Below are 17,079 nucleotides of genomic sequence, written 5' to 3' on the forward strand. Positions count from 1 at the left end.
CAACACGGAGCCTGGTTCACGCCATAACCGCAGGCACCGACGACGGCACCATGACCCATGGCTCCTCCTTGCTCGACGAGATCGTCCGGGAGGGGGGAGGCGGATGCAGCTGGCGGCTCGGGCCGACCTACCTGGTCATCGAGCAGTCGCCGGCTCTCACCGCCGGCGCACTTCTTCGGGCGCGATCATCTGTGCTTCGGAGCATCGATCGCGGTGCGCGTTCTTCGCCTCCTCAAGTGCGTCGCTGTCAGCCTCCTCCACTCCGCGCTCCCTCATGACGTGGAGTTGGCGGTTGGGTGCGGGTGAACCGGCGGGCATCTCGGTTGAGTTCCACATAACAGGTGCGTCGCAGCGAACGGTCCTCGCGGATCTCCTCTTGGCCACGAAGGAGTTCTGTCTCCCGGCGCTTCGTTCGTTCGGATCCGCGCCGGGCGAGTAACGCCCCCGCCCAGCGCACGGCCCGCGCAATCGGGCGGCGTCCGATTTGTGTTCAAGTGAGGCCGACTTCGACAAGATCAAGATGGTTCGTGCAATCGCGCCGTGCCATGAGGGGCGGCAACGGCATGTCGCCACGCGATGTACCGCTCCCCTTCACCTCAGCCCTTGCTCTATCTATCGAATCTCGATAGATTCCCATCGCATTTCGATGGAGAGGTGGGTCATGGGAGAGCTTGCCGTGCGTGCACTGCGCGCCGTGCTCGTGCTGTTGCTCGTCGGCACCGTTTTCGTGCAGGCATTGATGGTGTGGACACTGGTCAGCGGGAGCGACCCGGAGGACGGGGCGCTCCCGCTGACCCCGCTGCGGGTGATCACTGTCCTGGGCATGCTGGCGGCCCAGGTCGCCCTGATCTGCCTAGGGCGGCTGGTGACGATGGTGCGACGCGGAACCGTGTTCTCCCACGCCGCCTTCCGGTACGTGAACGGCGTGATCGGCGCATTCGTCGGGGCTGCCCTCCTGTGGTTCGCGATCACGATCATCAATGCGCCGGGCCAGCGGGACGACCCGGGCGTCACCGTCATCATGGGCGGGATCGGTGTGGCCATCCTGGGGGTCGCGCTCATCGTCCTCGTGCTGCGGATGCTGCTCGCCCAGGCCGTCGCGCGCGACGTCGAAGCGTCGCAGATGCAGGCTGAGCTGGACGAGGTGATCTGATGCCGATCGCTGCCGTCATCGACGTGATGCCGGCCAGGCGGAAGAGGTCCGTGGGCGAGCTCGTGGACCGCGTAGGGGCCACGCCCGCCAATCCGGCGGCACTTGAGAACGGCCGCGCCAAGGCGGTGCGCTTCGCGACGCTCGTTCCGCCGTCTGGCGCAGGCCGGCTACGACGTGTGTGCGTTCGACATTAACGTCGCGAAGGTCGCCTCGGCGGTCGAGGCCGGGGGCTGTCGCCGTCGAATCCGCGACCGCCTGCGCGTCCGCGGCTGACACCTTCCTGACATCGCGGCCACGTCCCGATCATATGGAGGCCGTCATGCTCGACGGGGGCACGCCGGCCGCGCTGCGCCAGGGATCGGTCTGGGTGGACCTCACCACGAACGACATCGACCTCGTCTCCGGCCTGGCACGTCATGACGGTCCGCAGCCGCGCGCCGAACTCTGGCAGCCATGCACGGAAGCCGGTCTTCTGCGAACCGGCACACCGCGTCATGCCGCAGCAAGGCAGAACTCGAACTCGGGACGGTCCCACGGCACGGCGGGCGGGTTCGCGCGCGCGGTCCCGGTCCGCACCGCGCCCACGCGGTGGTAGAAGCCTTCGGCGGGAAGATGCGACACGACCTTGACACGGTCGATCCCGGCGGCACGGGCCTCGGACCGCATGTGCGCGACGAGCAGCCGTCCGATACCGCGGCCTTGCGCTTCGTCGGCGACGAACAGCAGATCGAGCTCCGGCGGACCAAGGACGAGCGAGTAGAACCCGAGGACCCGGCCTTCATGCTCGTCGGCACCGACGGCTACGAAGGCGCGGTGGGCTTCGATGTAGTCAGGACCGACCCGGTAGCCCGCCACTGCGGCCGCGTACTTACCCTCGTAGGCGCCTGAGCCACGTACGAGCCGCGTGAGCCGTTTGGCATCCCGCGCGACTGCCCTCCGTATCGTGATCGGCAGGCGGATCGGGGAACTGCGTGAACTCATCGGGAAAGTATGTCGCACCGCGGTCCCGTCAGGATGTTCCCATGATGTTGGGCATGACTGTGCGGGCCTGGCCGGGTGGAGGACTGAAGGATCCGGACACGCTCTCCGCGGGCGGCCAGCCGCGCAGAACCGCTCGGGTGCACAGGCTCGGCCATCCTGTTGCCGCTCCGCATCGAGTCGTCCTTTCGACGAGACAGCGATCGGACGCACCGCCGGTTCACCCACGGAAGGCGGTCCCGCCTTCACCACTCCCTGTACTGGCTGCCGACGTGACGCGGTCGTCCGGGGCAGCCGCTGCGGGTGCCGAGCCCCGCAGGACGGAAAGATCGCACAGGCGATGGATCACCTCGTTGCGCTCTCCGGGTACCGTCAAGGTATGAGCCATCCACACCCCGAGCTGAAAGCCGCCCCGCCCCTTCCCGAAGGAGGGCTGCGGGTCATCGCCCTGGGCGGCCTGGGTGAGATCGGCCGCAACATGACCGTGTTCGAGTACGCCGGCAAGCTGCTCATCGTCGACTGCGGCGTGCTGTTCCCCGAGGAGACCCAGCCAGGCGTGGACGTGATCCTGCCGGACTTCACCTCGATCCGGGACCGGCTGGACGACATCGTGGCCGTGGTCCTCACCCACGGCCACGAGGATCACATCGGCGGCCTGCCGTATCTGCTGCGCGAGCGGTCCGACATTCCCGTCGTCGGCTCCAAGCTGACGCTCGCGTTCCTGGAGGCCAAGCTCAAGGAACACGGCATCCGGCCGCGCACAGTGCGGGTGCGGGAGAGCGACCGGCGCGGCTTCGGACCCTTCGACCTCGAGTTCGTGGCGGTCAACCACTCCATCCCGGACAGCCTCGCGGTCGCGATCCGCACCGGCGCCGGCATGGTGCTGCACACCGGCGACTTCAAGATGGACCAGTTCCCTCTCGACGACCGCATCACCGACCTGCGCGCCTTCGCCCGCCTCGGCGAGGAGGGCGTTGATTTGTTCCTCACCGACTCCACCAATGCCGAAGTACCCGGCTTCACCACCTCTGAGCGTGAGCTGAACCCGGCGATCGAGCAGGTGATGCGAACCGCGCCGCGCCGGGTCATCGTCTCCAGCTTCGCCAGCCATGTGCACCGTATCCAGCAGGTCCTGGACGCCGCCCACCAGCACGGCCGCAAGGTCGCCTTCGTCGGCCGGTCGATGGTCCGCAACATGGGCATCGCCCGCGACCTGGGCTATCTGAAGGTCCCGTCCGGTCTGGTCGTGAGCACGAAGGAGCTGGAGAAGCTCCCGGACCACAAGATCACTCTGGTGTGCACCGGCTCCCAGGGCGAACCGATGGCCGCGCTGTCACGGATGGCAAACCGCGACCACATGATCCGCATCGGCAAGGGCGACACCGTCCTGCTCGCCAGCTCCCTCATCCCCGGCAACGAGAACGCCATCTACCGGGTGATCAACGGACTCACCCGGTGGGGCGCCCACGTGGTCCACAAGGGCAACGCCAAGGTGCACGTCTCCGGGCACGCCAGCGCCGGCGAACTCGTCTACTGCTACAACATCGTCAAACCGCGCAACGTCATGCCCGTGCACGGCGAATGGCGCCACCTGCGGGCCAACGGCGACCTCGCCATCCGTACCGGCGTCGATCCCGACCGTGTCGTGATCGCCGAGGACGGCGTCGTCGTCGACCTCGTCGCCGGGCGGGTCTCCATCACCGGGAAGGTCCCCGCCGGCAACGTCTACGTGGACGGCATGGAAGTCGGCGGCGCCACCGAGGCGTCCCTCAAGGACCGCCTCACCCTCGCGGAGGAAGGCGTCGTCACCGTGGTGGCGATCGTCGACGCGGACACCGGCGCCCTCGCCGAGGCCCCCGACTTCCTGGCCCGCGGCTTCGTCCACGACGACACCACCTTCGAACCGGTCATCCCCGTCATCGAGAAGACCCTGGCGACCGCGGCCGAGGAAGGCGTCGGGGACGCGCGCCAACTCGAACAGCTCCTCGCTCGCGCCGTGGCGAACTGGGCGTTCCGCACCCACCGCCGAAAGCCCCTCATCATCCCGGTCATCATCGACGCCTGAGCCACAGCCCGGCAGCACGAGCCGGGCTGGTCCGCGGTCGAGTCGACGTGGACCGCTTCCAGGACACCGACCGGGTGCCGCGCAAGGTCGGTGTCCTGGCCTGGCCGTTCCCTCGACGAGCAGGACGACTACGGCTGCTCCGCCGGGTGTACTCGGTCAGGTGTCAGTTCCGGGCACCGTCGGTGCACCCCGGCCGGTATCCCGTCCCGCAGGTCCGTCCGGCAGCGTAGACGAACACTCCTCTCGGCCTCCGGGAAGCCGGGCTCAGCCGCCGCGCCGCACCCGGGCCGCCTTGCGGGCCTCCGCGAGCTTGCGGGCCTCGCTGCTCTTGCGGGACGACCTGCCACCGGAGCCGCTCTTCGCGTCCTTGGCGCTGCCCAGGCCACGGAACGGGGCGTTGTGGTTCTTGGGGCGCGATACAGCCGGCCCGCCGTCGAGAGGCTTTCCGGAGGGAGCCCTGGCGCCGGTGATCCGGCTCAGTTCCGCCTCGCCCGACCGCACTTTGGTGACCTTGGGGGCGACGTCGGCGTCCGCCATGACCTGGCTCGTCTCGCGGCGCTGCCCCGACAGCACGAGTGTCACGACGGTGCCGAAGCGACCGGCCCGAGCCGTGCGTCCGGCGCGGTGCAGATAGTCCTTCGGGTCGGTGGCCGGGTCGACGTTGACCACGAGGTCGAGGTCGTCGACGTGCAGGCCGCGTGCGGCGACGTTCGTCGCCACCAGCGAGGTGACCTGCCCGTTCCTGAACTGGGCCAGGGTCCGGGTGCGCTGCGGCTGGGACTTCCCGCTGTGCAGGGCGGCGGCGGCCACGCCGCTGGCGCGCAGATGCCGCGTGAGCTGGTCGATGCCGTGCTTGGTGTCCAGGAACATCAGGACGCGCCCGTCCCGGGCGGCGATCTCCGTGGTCACGGCGTACCGGTCCGGGCCGTGCACGACGAAGACGTGGTGCTCGATCGCGGACACCGCGCTGCACGAGGGGTCCACGGAGTGGACGGCGGGGGCGCGCAGGTACCGCTGCACCAGGTGGTCGACGTCACGGTCGAGGGTGGCGGAGAACAGCATCCGCTGCCCGTCGGAACGCACCTGGTCCAGGATCTCGGTCACCTGCGGCAGGAAACCCATGTCACACATCTGGTCGGCCTCGTCCAGGACCGTGATGCGGACCCGTCCCAGTCGGCAGCCCTTGCGCTCGATGAGGTCGTGCAGCCGACCGGGCGTGGCGACGACGATCTCGGCGCCGTCCCGCAGCACGGCGGTCTGCCGTCCGATGGACACTCCACCCACCACGGTCGCGACCCGTAGCCGCAGCGCCTCGGCGTACGGGGTGAGTGCCTCACCGACCTGCTGTGCCAGCTCCCTGGTGGGCACCAGAACGAGCGCCAGCGGCTCTTTGGGCTGCGCGCGCCGCCCGGCCGTCCGGGCGAGCATCCCCAGGCCGAAGGCGAGCGTCTTGCCGGAACCTGTGCGGCCCCGGCCCAGGACGTCCTGTCCCGCGAGCGCGTTCGGCAGCGCCGCCGCCTGGATGGGAAACGGCACGGTCACACCGTGCTCGTCCAGCGTCCGCAGAACCTCGGCCGGTAGCCCCAGCTGTGCGAAGGACGCCACCGTGGGCATCGCCGAAGTGGCGCTCGCCGCCTCGGACACACAGTCCTGCCGCCGTCCATCGCCACGTGCTGATTCGCTCACAGAGAGCCTTCCTCCGAAGGGACCGTACCGAGGAAGGCGCGGCGGGCGGGGACGCGGTCAACAAGCCAGGGACACCGAACGGTGTACCGACGCAGCGACCCTGCAAACGCACAACGTTAGCACGGGGCACGCCGCGGTCTGCCGTGGCCACGTCGCTCAGCCGAGGAACGACAGCCGGTTCCACCTCTGCGCCTTGCGGTGTACCGCGAGCAGACGAGCCCGGACTGCTCGCCGCCGGCCCCTCGACGTCAACGACTGCGGCTTCCGTCCATGGCCAGGGCATGCGCAGCCCGGCCACGGCGGCTGTCGACGGTCTCGACCTGTTGATCGTCGACTTCCAGTTCCAGATCGCCGACCCGAAGCTGCCGTTCCGGTGGTACGGTGCCTGCCCCTCACCGCCGGTCCGGCCGGCCCAGAGCCACCGGATACAGTGCGCGGGACGGCCCGCCTTGGTCAGAGAGGGGCAGCGTGACCGACACCAGCAACACCCGATCCGCCGACAGCGAATCGCGGACTCCGCGGCAGAACAGACTGCACCGCCTGATGCGCTATCTCCCCCTGGTCGCCCCCGTACTCCTGTGGGCCGTGCCCTGCTGGGTGCTCCTGTACGCCGGGCAGCACTGGCCGCTGTCCGTCACGCTGGTCGCCAGCGCGCTGTTCGTGCTCGGCCTGGTCGGGATGCCGCTCGCGATGGCGCGCGGCCACGGCCGGCGTCAGCAGGACCGGGCGGCGATCGTCGGAGACACCCTGCTGGGCGCCGGCTGGGTTCTGTTCACGTGGTCCGTCCTGCTCGGCGTCCTCCTGCGGCTCGCCCTGACCGTGGCCGGTGTCGGCGACGGGCAGGACCGGGCCCGCATCGTCACGTGGGCCGTCCTCGGTGTGACCGCCGTCCTGCTCGCCTGGGGGTACGCCGAGGCCCGCCGCGTGCCACGGGTGCGCCGGCTGGACGTGCGACTCCCCCGGCTGGGCGCCGGGTTGGACGGCACCCGGGTCGCTCTCATCACCGACACCCACTACGGTCCACTCGATCGCGCCCGCTGGTCGGCACGGGTGTGCGAGGCGGTGAACACCCTGGAGGCCGACCTGGTCTGCCACACCGGCGACATCGCGGACGGCACGGCCGAACGCCGCCGCGCCCAGGCCGCCCCGCTCGGAACCGTCCGGGCCACCCGTGCCCGGGTCTACGTCACCGGCAACCACGAGTACTACAGCGAGGCCCAGGGCTGGGTCGACCTGATGGACGAGCTGGGCTGGGAGCCGCTGCGCAACCGCCATGTGCTGCTCGAACGCGGAGGCGACACCCTCGTGGTCGCGGGCGTGGACGACGTGACCGCCGAGTCCTCCGGCGTGGCGGGCCATCGCGCCCACCTCGCCGGGGCCCTGGACGGCGCCGACCCCGACCTGCCCGTCCTGCTCCTGGCACACCAGCCCAAGTTCATCGACCGGGCGGCAGCCGCCGGCATCGACCTCCAGCTCTCCGGCCACACCCACGGCGGCCAGATCTGGCCCTTCCACCACCTCGTCCGGCTCGACCAGCCCGCTTTGGCCGGCCTCAGCGAGCACGGCTCCCGCACGCTCCTCTACACCAGCCGCGGCACCGGCTTCTGGGGCCCGCCGTTCCGTGTCTTCGCCCCCAGTGAGATCACCCTGCTGGTGCTCCGCTCCGCGGGCCCGCCCTCGTCGACGTAGGACTGGGCAGGGGATGCGAACGGGCTTCCAGGACTTCGAGGCGGTTGCCGGGAGCCGGCGCGCATCACCCTTTCGCCGCGAGGGCGGGGCGGCCGAGTCGGACGGGGACGCCGGGCGAGTACAGGACGCTCACCGGGGCACTGGTGGGGGCCTCGATCCCGGCGCCCGCGACCAGGTCCTCGTCGCACGTGACGAGCTGGGCCCGGTGCAGAGGCCAGCGGGGATGGTGGTTGGGCAGGTACGCCGCCCCGCCGAAGAACATGTTGTGCATGCCCCAGCGGGCGGTCAGGAAGTGCTCCAGGGCGGTCGGCTCGTGGATGCGTTCGCCGGGCCGTACGGTGATGCGGCTGTGGGCGCCGCGCGGGCCGGGCCAGCGCCGGGAGCTGGTGTAGGTCACGGTGTCGCCGGCGGTGCGGACACTCATGCGGGACCACAGGTAGGGCAGCCGGAAACCGACGCGCCCCATCACCACCGGGATCAGCCGCGAGGCGTCCATCGACCGGAAGACCACACCGCGGCGGCCGTGGGCGTCCACGCTGTACAGGCGGACGTTGGTCTCCGGGAACGAGCCGAAGTACGGAACCCCGGGCAGCCGGAACCAGCCGACCCTGTGCATCCGGAAGGCGACCAGCCCGACGTACGTGAGCCCGTCGTGCGTGTCGGGGACGGTGCCGCGCGGCATGAGGCCCGCCACGTCCGCGGGATCCACGGCCCAGTGGACGAAGGCGAGGTCGAGCCACTCCTGGGTGAGGAGTGGCACGCGTATCGGTGCGGGGGCGTCGGGAGTGACGGCGCTGGGCTTCTGCACGGCGCAAGAATGGCAGACGCGAGGGCGCGTCCTGAGGGGGGTCGGGTGCATCCGGGTGGGGATTGACCCTCGACCTGGTCAAGGGCCCAGTGTTCCGGACGTGGAGAGCGAGATGCGCAGCATTGGGGAGATGGCCCGCGACAGCGGACTGGGCGTGAGCGCCCTGCGGTTCTACGACCGCGCCGGTGTACTGGTGCCCGCCTGGGTGGATCCGGTGAGCGGCTATCGCTGGTACGCGCCGGGGCAGTTGGACGAGGCCCGGCTGCTGGCGCGGCTGCGGCGGGCCGGGATGCCGTTGGCGGACGTTCGGCTGGTGCTGGCCGGCTGGTCCGGCTCGGACACGGACCTCGTGCGCGGGCTCCTCCAGGCGCACCTGCGCCGGCTCGAAGGTGGGCTGGCCGATGCCCGCAGCGAGTTCTCCGCACTCCGAGTCCTGCTCGACCAGAGGGAGAATCCCATGACCGCTTCGCCCCGTACCGACGCCGTCCGGCTGTCCGTCCCCGCCGACCGACTGGCCGCCGCGCTCGACGCGGTCCGGTTCGCCGTCGGCGCCGACCCCGAGCTGCCGATGCTCGGCGGGGTCCTGTTCGACGTGGAGGGCGACACCCTGCACGTCGTGGCCACCGACCGGTACCGGATGGCCGTCGCGCGCACGGCCGCCACCGGGCACGGCGGGCCGCGTGACCAGGTCATCGTGCCCGCCCCGCTCGTGGATGCCATGCGCGCCCTGCTGGGCGGCGACGGGCCCGTCCACCTGGGGGTGGAGGGTGACCGTGTGACGCTGGAGGCCGGGGACCGCCAGGCGGCCGGGCCGCGCCTCGCGTACGACTTCCCCGACTACCGGCGTCTGGTGCGACTGCCGGCCGGACGGCGCGCCGTCGTCGACGTGGCTTCCTTCCGGACGGCCCTGGAGGACGGGCCCGTCCGCGCCGGTGAGATGGTCGAAGAGGGCGGGAGAGCGCAGGAGTTGAGTGTGCTCGACCTGGCCGATGACGGAACCGTGGCCGTGTGCGAGGAGGGCGACGAGGACCGGGACGTCGTCGCCGTCGACCGTCGGTTCCTGCTGGACGCGCTCGCCGCCGCCGGGCGGGACCGACTGGTCCTGGAGCTGGGCGCCCCCACGGCGCCGCTCGCGATCCGGCGGATTGACGACGAGGACACGTTCTCGCTGCTGATGCCGGTCCGCCTGGACGGCTGAGGGCAGCCCAGGGGCCTCTCCGCCCCGGCCGTCCCCCTGGACCGACGGCGTTGTCAGTGGTCGCCCCTACAGTTTTCCTCGACGTCACGCTCGTCGGCACCGTGGTGAGTGCCTGGTTGCGGACTGCGGCGGGCTCCGGCTCGCCGCCGCCCACGACCATCCGGCGCTGCCCCACCGCGAGAACCTGCGTCTCCTCGCCTCCGTGCCGGGCGCCCGGCTGCGCGTCGTCGCCCGGCTCGCCCCCGGCCCGCTCCCCCGCGCCACGCTGCTGGCCGTGAGCCATCCCACCGACCCCGGCGGACGCGTCGATCTCGGCCTGGACCGTCTCCGCCGCGCCGACCTGCCCGCCGTGCCGCTCCCACAGACCCAGCCCTCGCACCAGTCACCGCACGAGCCGTCACCCCAGCCCCCGCCACCACACAACACCCCTCCTCAGGAGCCCCCGCCCGCCATCGACGACGCCCCGGTCCACCTGCTGCGGCGCCGGGTCATGCAGGCCGTCTCCGGAGGGCGCCGCTCGTGCCGGCGTTCCCCGGCGACCGGGACGCCGAGGTCGCACGGCTGCGGCGGTACGGCCTGGGCACCGCGGGTGAGCTGCTCGCCGAGTTGCACACCACCGCGGCGGACCGCACGCGCGACCCCTTCGGCCGGCTGCTCCCGGCCGACACCGGCCGCTTCGTCCGCGCCTGGCTCGGCGCCGCCGTCTACACGGAGTCACTCGACCGCGCCCTGTGCGCCGCCGCGTGGGGCGCGGATCTCACCGCGGATCTCACCGCGGACTCCACCGCGGACCTCAGCGCGGATTCCACCGCGAGCCTCAGCGTGGACCTCTCCGCGCCGGACGACCCCGCGCCCAGGGCAGCCCCGGCCAAGCCCACGGACCGGACACCGGCCAAGCCCACGGACCAGACGCAGGGCGCGGGCACCAGGACCGGACGACAGTGAGGCGGTCCGCTCAGCGGAACCAGCCGCACGATCCGCCCGCTGAGCGGCGCGGGTCGCCGTAGTATCGGATGATCTCGTGGGGGAAGGCGGGCGGACATGGGCAGACAGCGTCCCGGTACGCCGACGCTGGAGGAGGTGGCAGCCCTCGCCGGCGTGGGGCGGGGCACCGTCTCGAGGGTCATCAACAACGCGGCCGGCGTGCGGGACTCGACGCGCCGCGCCGTGCAACGGGCCATCGCGGAGCTGGGGTACGTCCCGAACCTCGCGGCGCGTTCGCTGGCGGGGCACCGTGCGGACGCCGTCGCGCTGGTGATGACGGAGACGGACTGGCGGCTGTTCGGGGAGCCGTTCTTCACGGAGATCGTGCATGCCGTCGGCGACGCCCTGACCGACACACCCGTGCAGCTGCTGCTCACGCTGGTCCGTACGGACACCGAGCGCCGGCGGTTCGTGGAGTACGCGCGAGGCGGGCGGGTCGACGGTGTGCTGCTGATGTCCGTGCACGCCGCGGATCCGCTGCCGGACATGCTGGCCAAGGCGGGGCTGCCCACCGTGATGCTCGGGCGGCGTTCCGGCGACGAGAGCGTCACCTACGTCGACGCCGACAACGCCGGAGGTGCGCGCGGCGCGGTCACCTATCTGCTGGACGGAGGCCGGAGCGCGATCGGGGCCATCAGCGGGCCGCTGGACATGTACGTCGCCCAGTGCAGGCTGCGCGGATACCGGGAGGCTCTGGAGCTGGCCGGGGTGACGGCCGACCCGTCGCTGGTCGTCGAGGGCGCCGACTTCACGGAGGAGAGCGGGCGCCGGGCGATGGCCGGCCTGATCGGCCGTCACCCGGAGCTGGACGCGGTCTTCGCCGCCTCGGACACCCTGGCCGCCGGGGCGCTCGGCGCGCTGCGCGCCGCGGGCCGACGGGTGCCCCAGGACGTGGCGGTGATCGGCTTCGACGACTTCCAGCCGGCCCGGCCCACTGACCCGCCGCTGACGACGGTCCGGCAGCCGCTGGAGGAGATCGGCCGGACCATGGTGCGGCTGCTGCTGGAGGAGATGGAGGAGTCGCCCGTCGCCTGGCGGCACGTCATCCTCCGTACCGAGCTGGTACTCCGGGACTCCGCCTGATTGAGGCCTCCGCCGGGAGCGCTCCCGGCGGAGGCCCGGCTCTCACCTGGGGCGTCGGGATTCGTGCGACGACTCCGTTGCGCACAGTCTTGTCAGGAACATGAACGGCTCCTACAGTCCCCAGTCAACCGGTAGTTGGGAGCGCTCCCATCAGTGGGGAGTTGGGAGCGCTCCCGCACCGGCCCTTCCCCCCGCACCCTCCCGGAGAGGCCCCCATGCGAACGCCACCGCCCCAAGGCCGCACCTTACGCGGCCTCCTGTCGGCCCTGATCGCGACGCTCGCGAGCTTCGCGGCCGTCGCGACCCTGGTGACCGCGGCGCCGCCGGCCCAGGCGGACACCACGATCTGCGAACCCTTCGGAACGGCGACGATCCAGGGACGGTACGTCGTCCAGAACAACCGCTGGGGCTCCAGCGCCACCCAGTGCGTCACCGCGACCGACAGCGGTTTCCGGGTCACCCAGGCCGACGGCTCGGTGCCGACCAACGGAGCACCGAAGTCGTACCCGTCGGTCTTCAACGGCTGTCACTACACCACCTGTTCGCCGGGCACCAGCCTGCCCGCCCGGCTGAACACCGTGTCCAGCGCGCCGTCCAGCATCTCGTACGGCTACGTCGGCGACGCCGTCTACAACGCCTCCTACGACATATGGCTCGACCCGACGCCCCGGACCGACGGCGTCAACCAGACCGAGATCATGATCTGGTGCAACCGGGTGGGCCCGATCCAGCCCATCGGCTCCCCGGTCGGCACGGCCACCGTGGGTGGCCGGACCTGGGAGGTGTGGAGCGGCGGCAACGGATCCAACGACGTACTGTCCTTCGTGGCCCCGTCGGCGATCAGCAGTTGGAGCTTCGACGTCATGGACTTCGTCCGGGCGACCGTCGCGCGCGGTCTCGCCGAGGACGACTGGTACCTGACGAGCGTTCAGGCGGGCTTCGAGCCCTGGCAGAACGGCGCGGGCCTGGCCGTGAACTCCTTCTCCTCCACCGTGCAGACCGGCACCGGACCCGGCCCGGACCCCGACCCCGGCGAGCCGGGCGAGGCGACGTGCGAGGTGTCGTACGGCACGAACGTCTGGCAGAACGGCTTCACCGCGGACGTCACTGTCACCAATACCGGAACGGCGCCCGTCGACGGCTGGCGGCTCGCCTTCACCCTGCCCTCCGGCCAGCGGATCACCAACGCCTGGAACGCCTCGGTCACCCCGTCCTCGGGCACGGTCACGGCCACCGGCGTGGCACACAACGCCCGGATCGCTCCCGGCGGCAGCCTGTCGTTCGGCTTCCAGGGCGCGCACGGCGGGACGTTCGCCGAGCCGGACGGCTTCCGCCTGAACGACGCCGCCTGCACCACGGCGTAAGCGCTCCCCCGCCCGTCCGGTCGAAGCCCCGCCCCCGGACGGGCGGGGGCTCCATCTCCCCGCCGCCTCTCCCCAGACCTCGCTTGCTTGTCATGAACCGATCATGAACACCCGGTGGAATCAGGAGACCCCATGGCTCGACGCAGCAGACTCCTCTCCCTCGCGGCGGTGCTGGCCACCCTGCTCAGCGCGCTCGGCGTGACCCTCCTGCTCGGGCAGGGGCGCGCCGAGGCGCACGGCGTGGCGATGATGCCCGGCTCCCGCACCTACCTCTGCCAACTGGACGCCAAGACCGGCACAGGCGCCCTCGACCCGACGAACCCGGCCTGCCGGGCCGCCCTCGACGAGAGCGGCGGGTCGGCGCTGTACAACTGGTTCGCCGTACTCGACTCCAACGCGGGCGGACGCGGCGCGGGTTACGTGCCGGACGGCACCCTGTGCAGCGCCGGCGACCGTTCCCCGTACGACTTCTCCGCCTACAACGCGGCCCGCGCGGACTGGCCCCGGACGCATCTGACGTCCGGCTCGACGATCAAGGTGCAGTACAGCAACTGGGCGGCCCACCCGGGTGACTTCCGGGTCTATCTGACCAAGCCGGGCTGGTCGCCCACGTCCGAGCTGGGCTGGGACGACCTGGAACTGATCGAGACGGTGACCGATCCGCCGCAGCAGGGCTCGCCGGGTACCGACGGCGGCCACTACTTCTGGGATCTCGCGCTGCCCTCGGGCCGCTCGGGCGACGCGCTGATCTTCATGCAGTGGGTGCGTTCGGACAGCCAGGAGAACTTCTTCTCCTGCTCGGACGTCGTCTTCGACGGCGGCAACGGCGAGGTGACCGGCATCCGCGGTTCGGGAAGCACTCCGACCCCGGACCCGACGCCCACACCGACCCCGACGACTCCGCCCACGCACTCCGGTTCCTGCATGGCGGTCTACACCGTGGAGAACTCCTGGAGCGGTGGCTTCCAAGGCTCCGTGGAGGTGATGAACCACAGCAGCGAGCCCCTCAACGGCTGGGCGGTGCAGTGGCGGCCGGGCAGCGGGACCACGCTGGGCGGGGTGTGGAACGGTTCGGTGTCCAGCGGCGGCGACGGCACGGTGACGGTCCGGAACGTGGACCACAACCGCGTCATCCCACCGGATTCCAGCGTGACCTTCGGCTTCACGGCCACGTCCACGGGCAACGACTTCCCCGCGGGGACGATCGGCTGCGTCGCGCCCTGACCTCTTTCGAGTGAGGTCGGCGGTGCCCCGCCCCGGGCCCCGCCGACCTCACGTACCGGTTACGAATCGCTCAACCTCTGGTTGCGAAGCGGTGATCGGGCGACGATGGGGGCATGACTCCGGCCCAGCACGCCTTTGAGCGGCTGCAAGCCTGGCCCGACCTCACCGCGGGTTCGGCCAGTTGTGGAACCGGACGGGCACTGTGCTCCGTCCGCTCCGAGATCGTCCACTTCCATTCGGACCGGGACGTGGACCTCCACCTCACCCACCGGGCCATCCAGCGCTTCCAGTACGACCTCAGCGGCTCCAGCGCCATCCGGCTGGTCGCCGGCTCGCGCTGGGTGACCGTGCACCTGGACTGCGACGCCGACGTCGATCTTTTGCTGAGCCTGGTGAGCATCGCGCTCAAGGCCCATCAGTCCCGTCCGGCCGGCGACCCGCCCTCGGGGTGCAACTTCCGCCGGGTCACGGTGCTGCCCCGCACGGTGGCCGAGGAGGTCTGACGAACGCCGACGGCGGTGCGCCCGCCGTGGGGACACCGCCGTGACCCGATGTCAGCGGTCCGCCGGGCCCTCCGGGGCGCGCCGGACACCGGCCGCGGCGAGGACCGCGCCGAACAGGCACAGGACGCCGGTGACGGCCACGGCCAGATGGACGCCGTTCATGAACGCCTGCCCGCTGCCCTCCACCACGGCGGCCCGCAGGCCGGCCGGCAGGTCGCCGGAGACGGGTGCCACGCCCATCGCCACGGCGTCCTCGGCCTCCCGCAACCCGTGGGCCACGGCGGCCGGCACGCCCGCGCCGGTCAGCTCCCCGGTCAGCGTGGAGCCGACCCTGGCACTGATCAGCGAGACCAGGACGGACGTACCGAGCGCCCCGCCGATCTGCAGGGTGGTCGCCTGGAGGCCGCCGGCCACACCGGCGTACCGGACGGGGGCGTTGCCCACGATGGCGTCCGAGGAGGCCGACATCACCATGCCGACGCCGAGGCCGAGCGCGATGAACGGCGGCCACATCGTGGCGTAGGCGGAGTCGGTCTGCCAGGTGAGCATGCCGAAGCAGGATGCCGCCTGGAGCAGCATGCCCACCGGCATGGTCAGCCGCGGCCCGAAGCGCTGGGTCAGGGCCGCGCCCAGCGGTGAGGCGACCAGCGAGGCGAGACTGAGCGGAAGGGTGCGCACGCCCGCCTCGACCGGGGTGAAGCCGCGCACGTTCTGGAGGTACAGCATCACGAAGAAGATCACTCCGAGCATGACGAAGAAGTTCAGCGCGGTGATGACCGCGCCGGTCGTCAGTGCCCGGCTGCGGAACAGGCTCATCGGCAGCAACGGGTGCGCGGTCCGGGTCTCGTGCCGCCCGAACACGAGCAGCAGGACCAGTCCGGCGGCGACGGCACCCAGCGTTCCGGCGGAGGTCCAGCCCCAGGTCTCGCCCTTGACGACCCCGAAGACCACGGCCAGCAGGCCGAGGGCGAGCAGGACGAGACCGGGAAGGTCGAAGCGCTCCCGGCCGGCGGCCCCGCGGCTCTCCGGGAGGACGAGGACGCCGAAGACGATGGCGGCGACGCCTATGGGGGCGTTGATGTAGAAGACGGACTCCCAGTCGACGTGTTCCACGAGGAGCCCGCCGACGATGGGTCCGAGGGCGGTCGCCACCGCGGAGACCATGGCCCAGATGCCCACGGCCATGCCGAACTTCTTCGGCGGGAACACGGAGCGCAGCAGGCCGAGGGTGTTGGGCATCAGCAGTCCGCCGAAGGCGCCCTGGAGCGCGCGGAAGACGACCACGCCCTCGACCGAGCCGGAGAGGCCGATGGCGACGGAGGCGAGGGTGAAGCCGGCGACGCCCACGAGGTAGTAGGTGCGCCGTCCGAACCGGTCGCCGAGCTTGCCGCCCAGGATGAGAGTGGCGGCCAGGGCGAGCAGGTAGGCGTTGGTGACCCACTGGAGTTGGGCGGTCGACGCGTGCAGGTCGCTGCCGATCGCGGGGTTGGCGATGGCGACGACGGAGCCGTCGAGCTGGACCATGAAGAGTCCGAACGCGACGGCGAGCAGGGTCAGCCACGGGTTGGACCGCCGCCGGCCGGCCGCCGGTGGGGCGGTCTCGGCCGTGGGCGCGGTGGGGTCGGCCACGGAGGTGGAGGGCATGAAGGAGCCTTCGCTTCCAGGTTCGGGAGGATGGTGCGCCGGGACATGGCGGTCCGCGGGCCCACGGCGGACCGGCCGCGGGCACGACGGTGCGCCCGCGGCCGGCGGGAACGCGCGGATTCCGCCCGGTCAGCGGGCGGTGGGGTGGAGGTGGCGCGCCAACGCGTCAAGCGCGTCCAGGGCGGAGCCGAGCGCGCCCTGCTGCCCCTCGGTGAGGGAGGTCAGGGCGTGGCGGATGAACGCCGTCTCGAGTTCCCGCACCTCGGACACCCGCTGACGGGCCGTGGCCGTGAGGTGGAGGTGGGCGACCCGCTTGTCCGCGCTGTCCTGCCGGCGCTCCAGATCACCCCGCTCGGTGAGCTGGGAGACCAGGGCGCTGACGTTGTTCGGCTTCATCAGCAGGGCCTCGGCGGCCTCGCGCACCGTGGCGCCCTCGCGCTGCGCGACGAAGCGCAGCAGGGCGAGGTGACTCTCCGAGGGCTTGGGGTGCGGGTATGCGGCGGCGACCTGCCGGTCCAGCGCCCGGTGCAGCGCGGGAAGGCACGCCGCGAGCCCGGAGGCCACGCGGTCGATGTCCCGGCGGGGGGAGCTGGAGTCGGTCACCCGCGGATAATAGGTATAGGCATATAGGTATGTCAAAAGACCAAAGCCCGGGCCCGCCGCACCACCGGCGCAACGCACTCGCAACCTTCCCCGTGCT

At 71.4% G+C, this 17,079-nt stretch carries 14 protein-coding genes and 1 pseudogene; 10 read left to right on the forward strand and 5 right to left on the reverse strand.

The annotated features are described in order from the left end of the window. The first annotated feature begins 661 nt into the window (after positions 1-661). Positions 662-1,153 carry a DUF2975 domain-containing protein gene (locus ACFW01_RS10350; RefSeq protein ID WP_384502928.1) on the forward strand — a complete coding sequence of 164 codons (492 nt, stop codon included), beginning with the start codon at positions 662-664 and terminating at the stop codon, positions 1,151-1,153. Beyond that, positions 1,153-1,296, forward strand: a pseudogene (locus tag ACFW01_RS10355) (helix-turn-helix domain-containing protein); the annotation flags it as partial. The gene ACFW01_RS10350 and the pseudogene ACFW01_RS10355, both read left to right, overlap by 1 nt. 349 nt (positions 1,297-1,645) lie before the next feature. Here the strand turns inward: ACFW01_RS10355 and ACFW01_RS10360 are convergent. After that, positions 1,646-2,134, reverse strand: a complete 489-nt coding sequence (locus ACFW01_RS10360) for a GNAT family N-acetyltransferase (protein ID WP_234957491.1) — start codon at positions 2,132-2,134, stop codon at positions 1,646-1,648. Between the two features lie 376 nt (positions 2,135-2,510). Here ACFW01_RS10360 and ACFW01_RS10365 point away from each other — a divergent pair, with 376 nt between their 5' ends. Beyond that, positions 2,511-4,196 carry a ribonuclease J gene (locus tag ACFW01_RS10365; protein WP_234957492.1) on the forward strand — a complete coding sequence of 562 codons (1,686 nt, stop codon included), beginning with the start codon at positions 2,511-2,513 and terminating at the stop codon, positions 4,194-4,196. Between the two features lie 264 nt (positions 4,197-4,460). Here the strand turns inward: ACFW01_RS10365 and ACFW01_RS10370 are convergent, their stop codons facing one another. Further along, a complete protein-coding gene (locus ACFW01_RS10370; RefSeq protein WP_384502931.1) occupies positions 4,461-5,882 on the reverse strand; it encodes a DEAD/DEAH box helicase in 1,422 nt (473 codons plus the stop codon). 468 nt (positions 5,883-6,350) lie between these two features. On the opposite strand from ACFW01_RS10370, the gene ACFW01_RS10375 reads away from it, so the two are divergent. Continuing rightward, complete coding sequence (locus tag ACFW01_RS10375; RefSeq protein WP_384502933.1) at positions 6,351-7,571, forward strand: metallophosphoesterase; 1,221 nt, start codon at positions 6,351-6,353, stop codon at positions 7,569-7,571. A gap of 64 nt (positions 7,572-7,635) precedes the next feature. Here ACFW01_RS10375 and ACFW01_RS10380 read toward each other — a convergent pair whose 3' ends face one another. Continuing rightward, positions 7,636-8,379 (reverse strand): YqjF family protein, encoded by a 744-nt coding sequence (locus tag ACFW01_RS10380; protein ID WP_384502935.1) that lies wholly within the window; start codon positions 8,377-8,379, stop codon positions 7,636-7,638. Between the two features lie 112 nt (positions 8,380-8,491). Here ACFW01_RS10380 and ACFW01_RS10385 point away from each other — a divergent pair, with 112 nt between their 5' ends. From ACFW01_RS10385 to ACFW01_RS10410, 6 genes are all read left to right on the forward strand, one after another. After that, positions 8,492-9,577 carry a MerR family transcriptional regulator gene (locus ACFW01_RS10385; RefSeq protein ID WP_384502937.1) on the forward strand — a complete coding sequence of 362 codons (1,086 nt, stop codon included), beginning with the start codon at positions 8,492-8,494 and terminating at the stop codon, positions 9,575-9,577. 519 nt (positions 9,578-10,096) lie between these two features. Next, the gene (locus ACFW01_RS10390) at positions 10,097-10,522 is read left to right on the forward strand and encodes a hypothetical protein (RefSeq protein WP_384502939.1); all 426 of its coding nucleotides are present in this window, start codon (positions 10,097-10,099) and stop codon (positions 10,520-10,522) included. Between the two features lie 96 nt (positions 10,523-10,618). Then, positions 10,619-11,644, forward strand: coding sequence for a LacI family DNA-binding transcriptional regulator (locus tag ACFW01_RS10395; protein ID WP_234957496.1), 1,026 nt, complete (start codon positions 10,619-10,621; stop codon positions 11,642-11,644). A 215-nt stretch (positions 11,645-11,859) separates the two neighbouring features. Further along, complete coding sequence (locus ACFW01_RS10400; RefSeq protein ID WP_234957497.1) at positions 11,860-13,008, forward strand: cellulose binding domain-containing protein; 1,149 nt, start codon at positions 11,860-11,862, stop codon at positions 13,006-13,008. Positions 13,009-13,140: 132 nt separating this feature from the next. Beyond that, entirely contained in the window at positions 13,141-14,232 is a 1,092-nt protein-coding gene (locus ACFW01_RS10405; RefSeq protein ID WP_234957498.1) for a lytic polysaccharide monooxygenase, read from the forward strand. 113 nt (positions 14,233-14,345) lie between these two features. Beyond that, positions 14,346-14,735, forward strand: coding sequence for a luciferase family protein (locus ACFW01_RS10410; RefSeq protein ID WP_234957499.1), 390 nt, complete (start codon positions 14,346-14,348; stop codon positions 14,733-14,735). A gap of 51 nt (positions 14,736-14,786) precedes the next feature. Here ACFW01_RS10410 and ACFW01_RS10415 read toward each other — a convergent pair whose 3' ends face one another. Then, on the reverse strand, positions 14,787-16,379 hold the full coding sequence (locus tag ACFW01_RS10415) for an MFS transporter (protein ID WP_384502942.1): 1,593 nt from the start codon (positions 16,377-16,379) through the stop codon (positions 14,787-14,789). A gap of 129 nt (positions 16,380-16,508) precedes the next feature. Further along, positions 16,509-16,982, reverse strand: coding sequence for a MarR family winged helix-turn-helix transcriptional regulator (locus tag ACFW01_RS10420; protein ID WP_384502944.1), 474 nt, complete (start codon positions 16,980-16,982; stop codon positions 16,509-16,511). Positions 16,983-17,079: the final 97 nt, after the last annotated feature.

This window comes from Streptomyces sp. NPDC058985, from assembly GCF_042740985.1.
GTDB lineage: Bacteria > Actinomycetota > Actinomycetes > Streptomycetales > Streptomycetaceae > Streptomyces.

What these genes read in the sequence shown, in the direction of transcription:
- ACFW01_RS10350 (WP_384502928.1), top strand. Translation starts at nt 662, where the DNA reads ATGGGAGAGCTTGCCGTGCGTGCACTGCGCGCCGTGCTCGTGCTGTTG.
- ACFW01_RS10360 (WP_234957491.1), bottom strand. Translation starts at nt 2,134, where the DNA reads ATGAGTTCACGCAGTTCCCCGATCCGCCTGCCGATCACGATACGGAGG.
- ACFW01_RS10365 (WP_234957492.1), top strand. Translation starts at nt 2,511, where the DNA reads ATGAGCCATCCACACCCCGAGCTGAAAGCCGCCCCGCCCCTTCCCGAA.
- ACFW01_RS10385 (WP_384502937.1), top strand. Translation starts at nt 8,492, where the DNA reads ATGCGCAGCATTGGGGAGATGGCCCGCGACAGCGGACTGGGCGTGAGC.
- ACFW01_RS10395 (WP_234957496.1), top strand. Translation starts at nt 10,619, where the DNA reads ATGGGCAGACAGCGTCCCGGTACGCCGACGCTGGAGGAGGTGGCAGCC.
- ACFW01_RS10400 (WP_234957497.1), top strand. Translation starts at nt 11,860, where the DNA reads ATGCGAACGCCACCGCCCCAAGGCCGCACCTTACGCGGCCTCCTGTCG.
- ACFW01_RS10405 (WP_234957498.1), top strand. Translation starts at nt 13,141, where the DNA reads ATGGCTCGACGCAGCAGACTCCTCTCCCTCGCGGCGGTGCTGGCCACC.
- ACFW01_RS10410 (WP_234957499.1), top strand. Translation starts at nt 14,346, where the DNA reads ATGACTCCGGCCCAGCACGCCTTTGAGCGGCTGCAAGCCTGGCCCGAC.
- ACFW01_RS10415 (WP_384502942.1), bottom strand. Translation starts at nt 16,379, where the DNA reads ATGCCCTCCACCTCCGTGGCCGACCCCACCGCGCCCACGGCCGAGACC.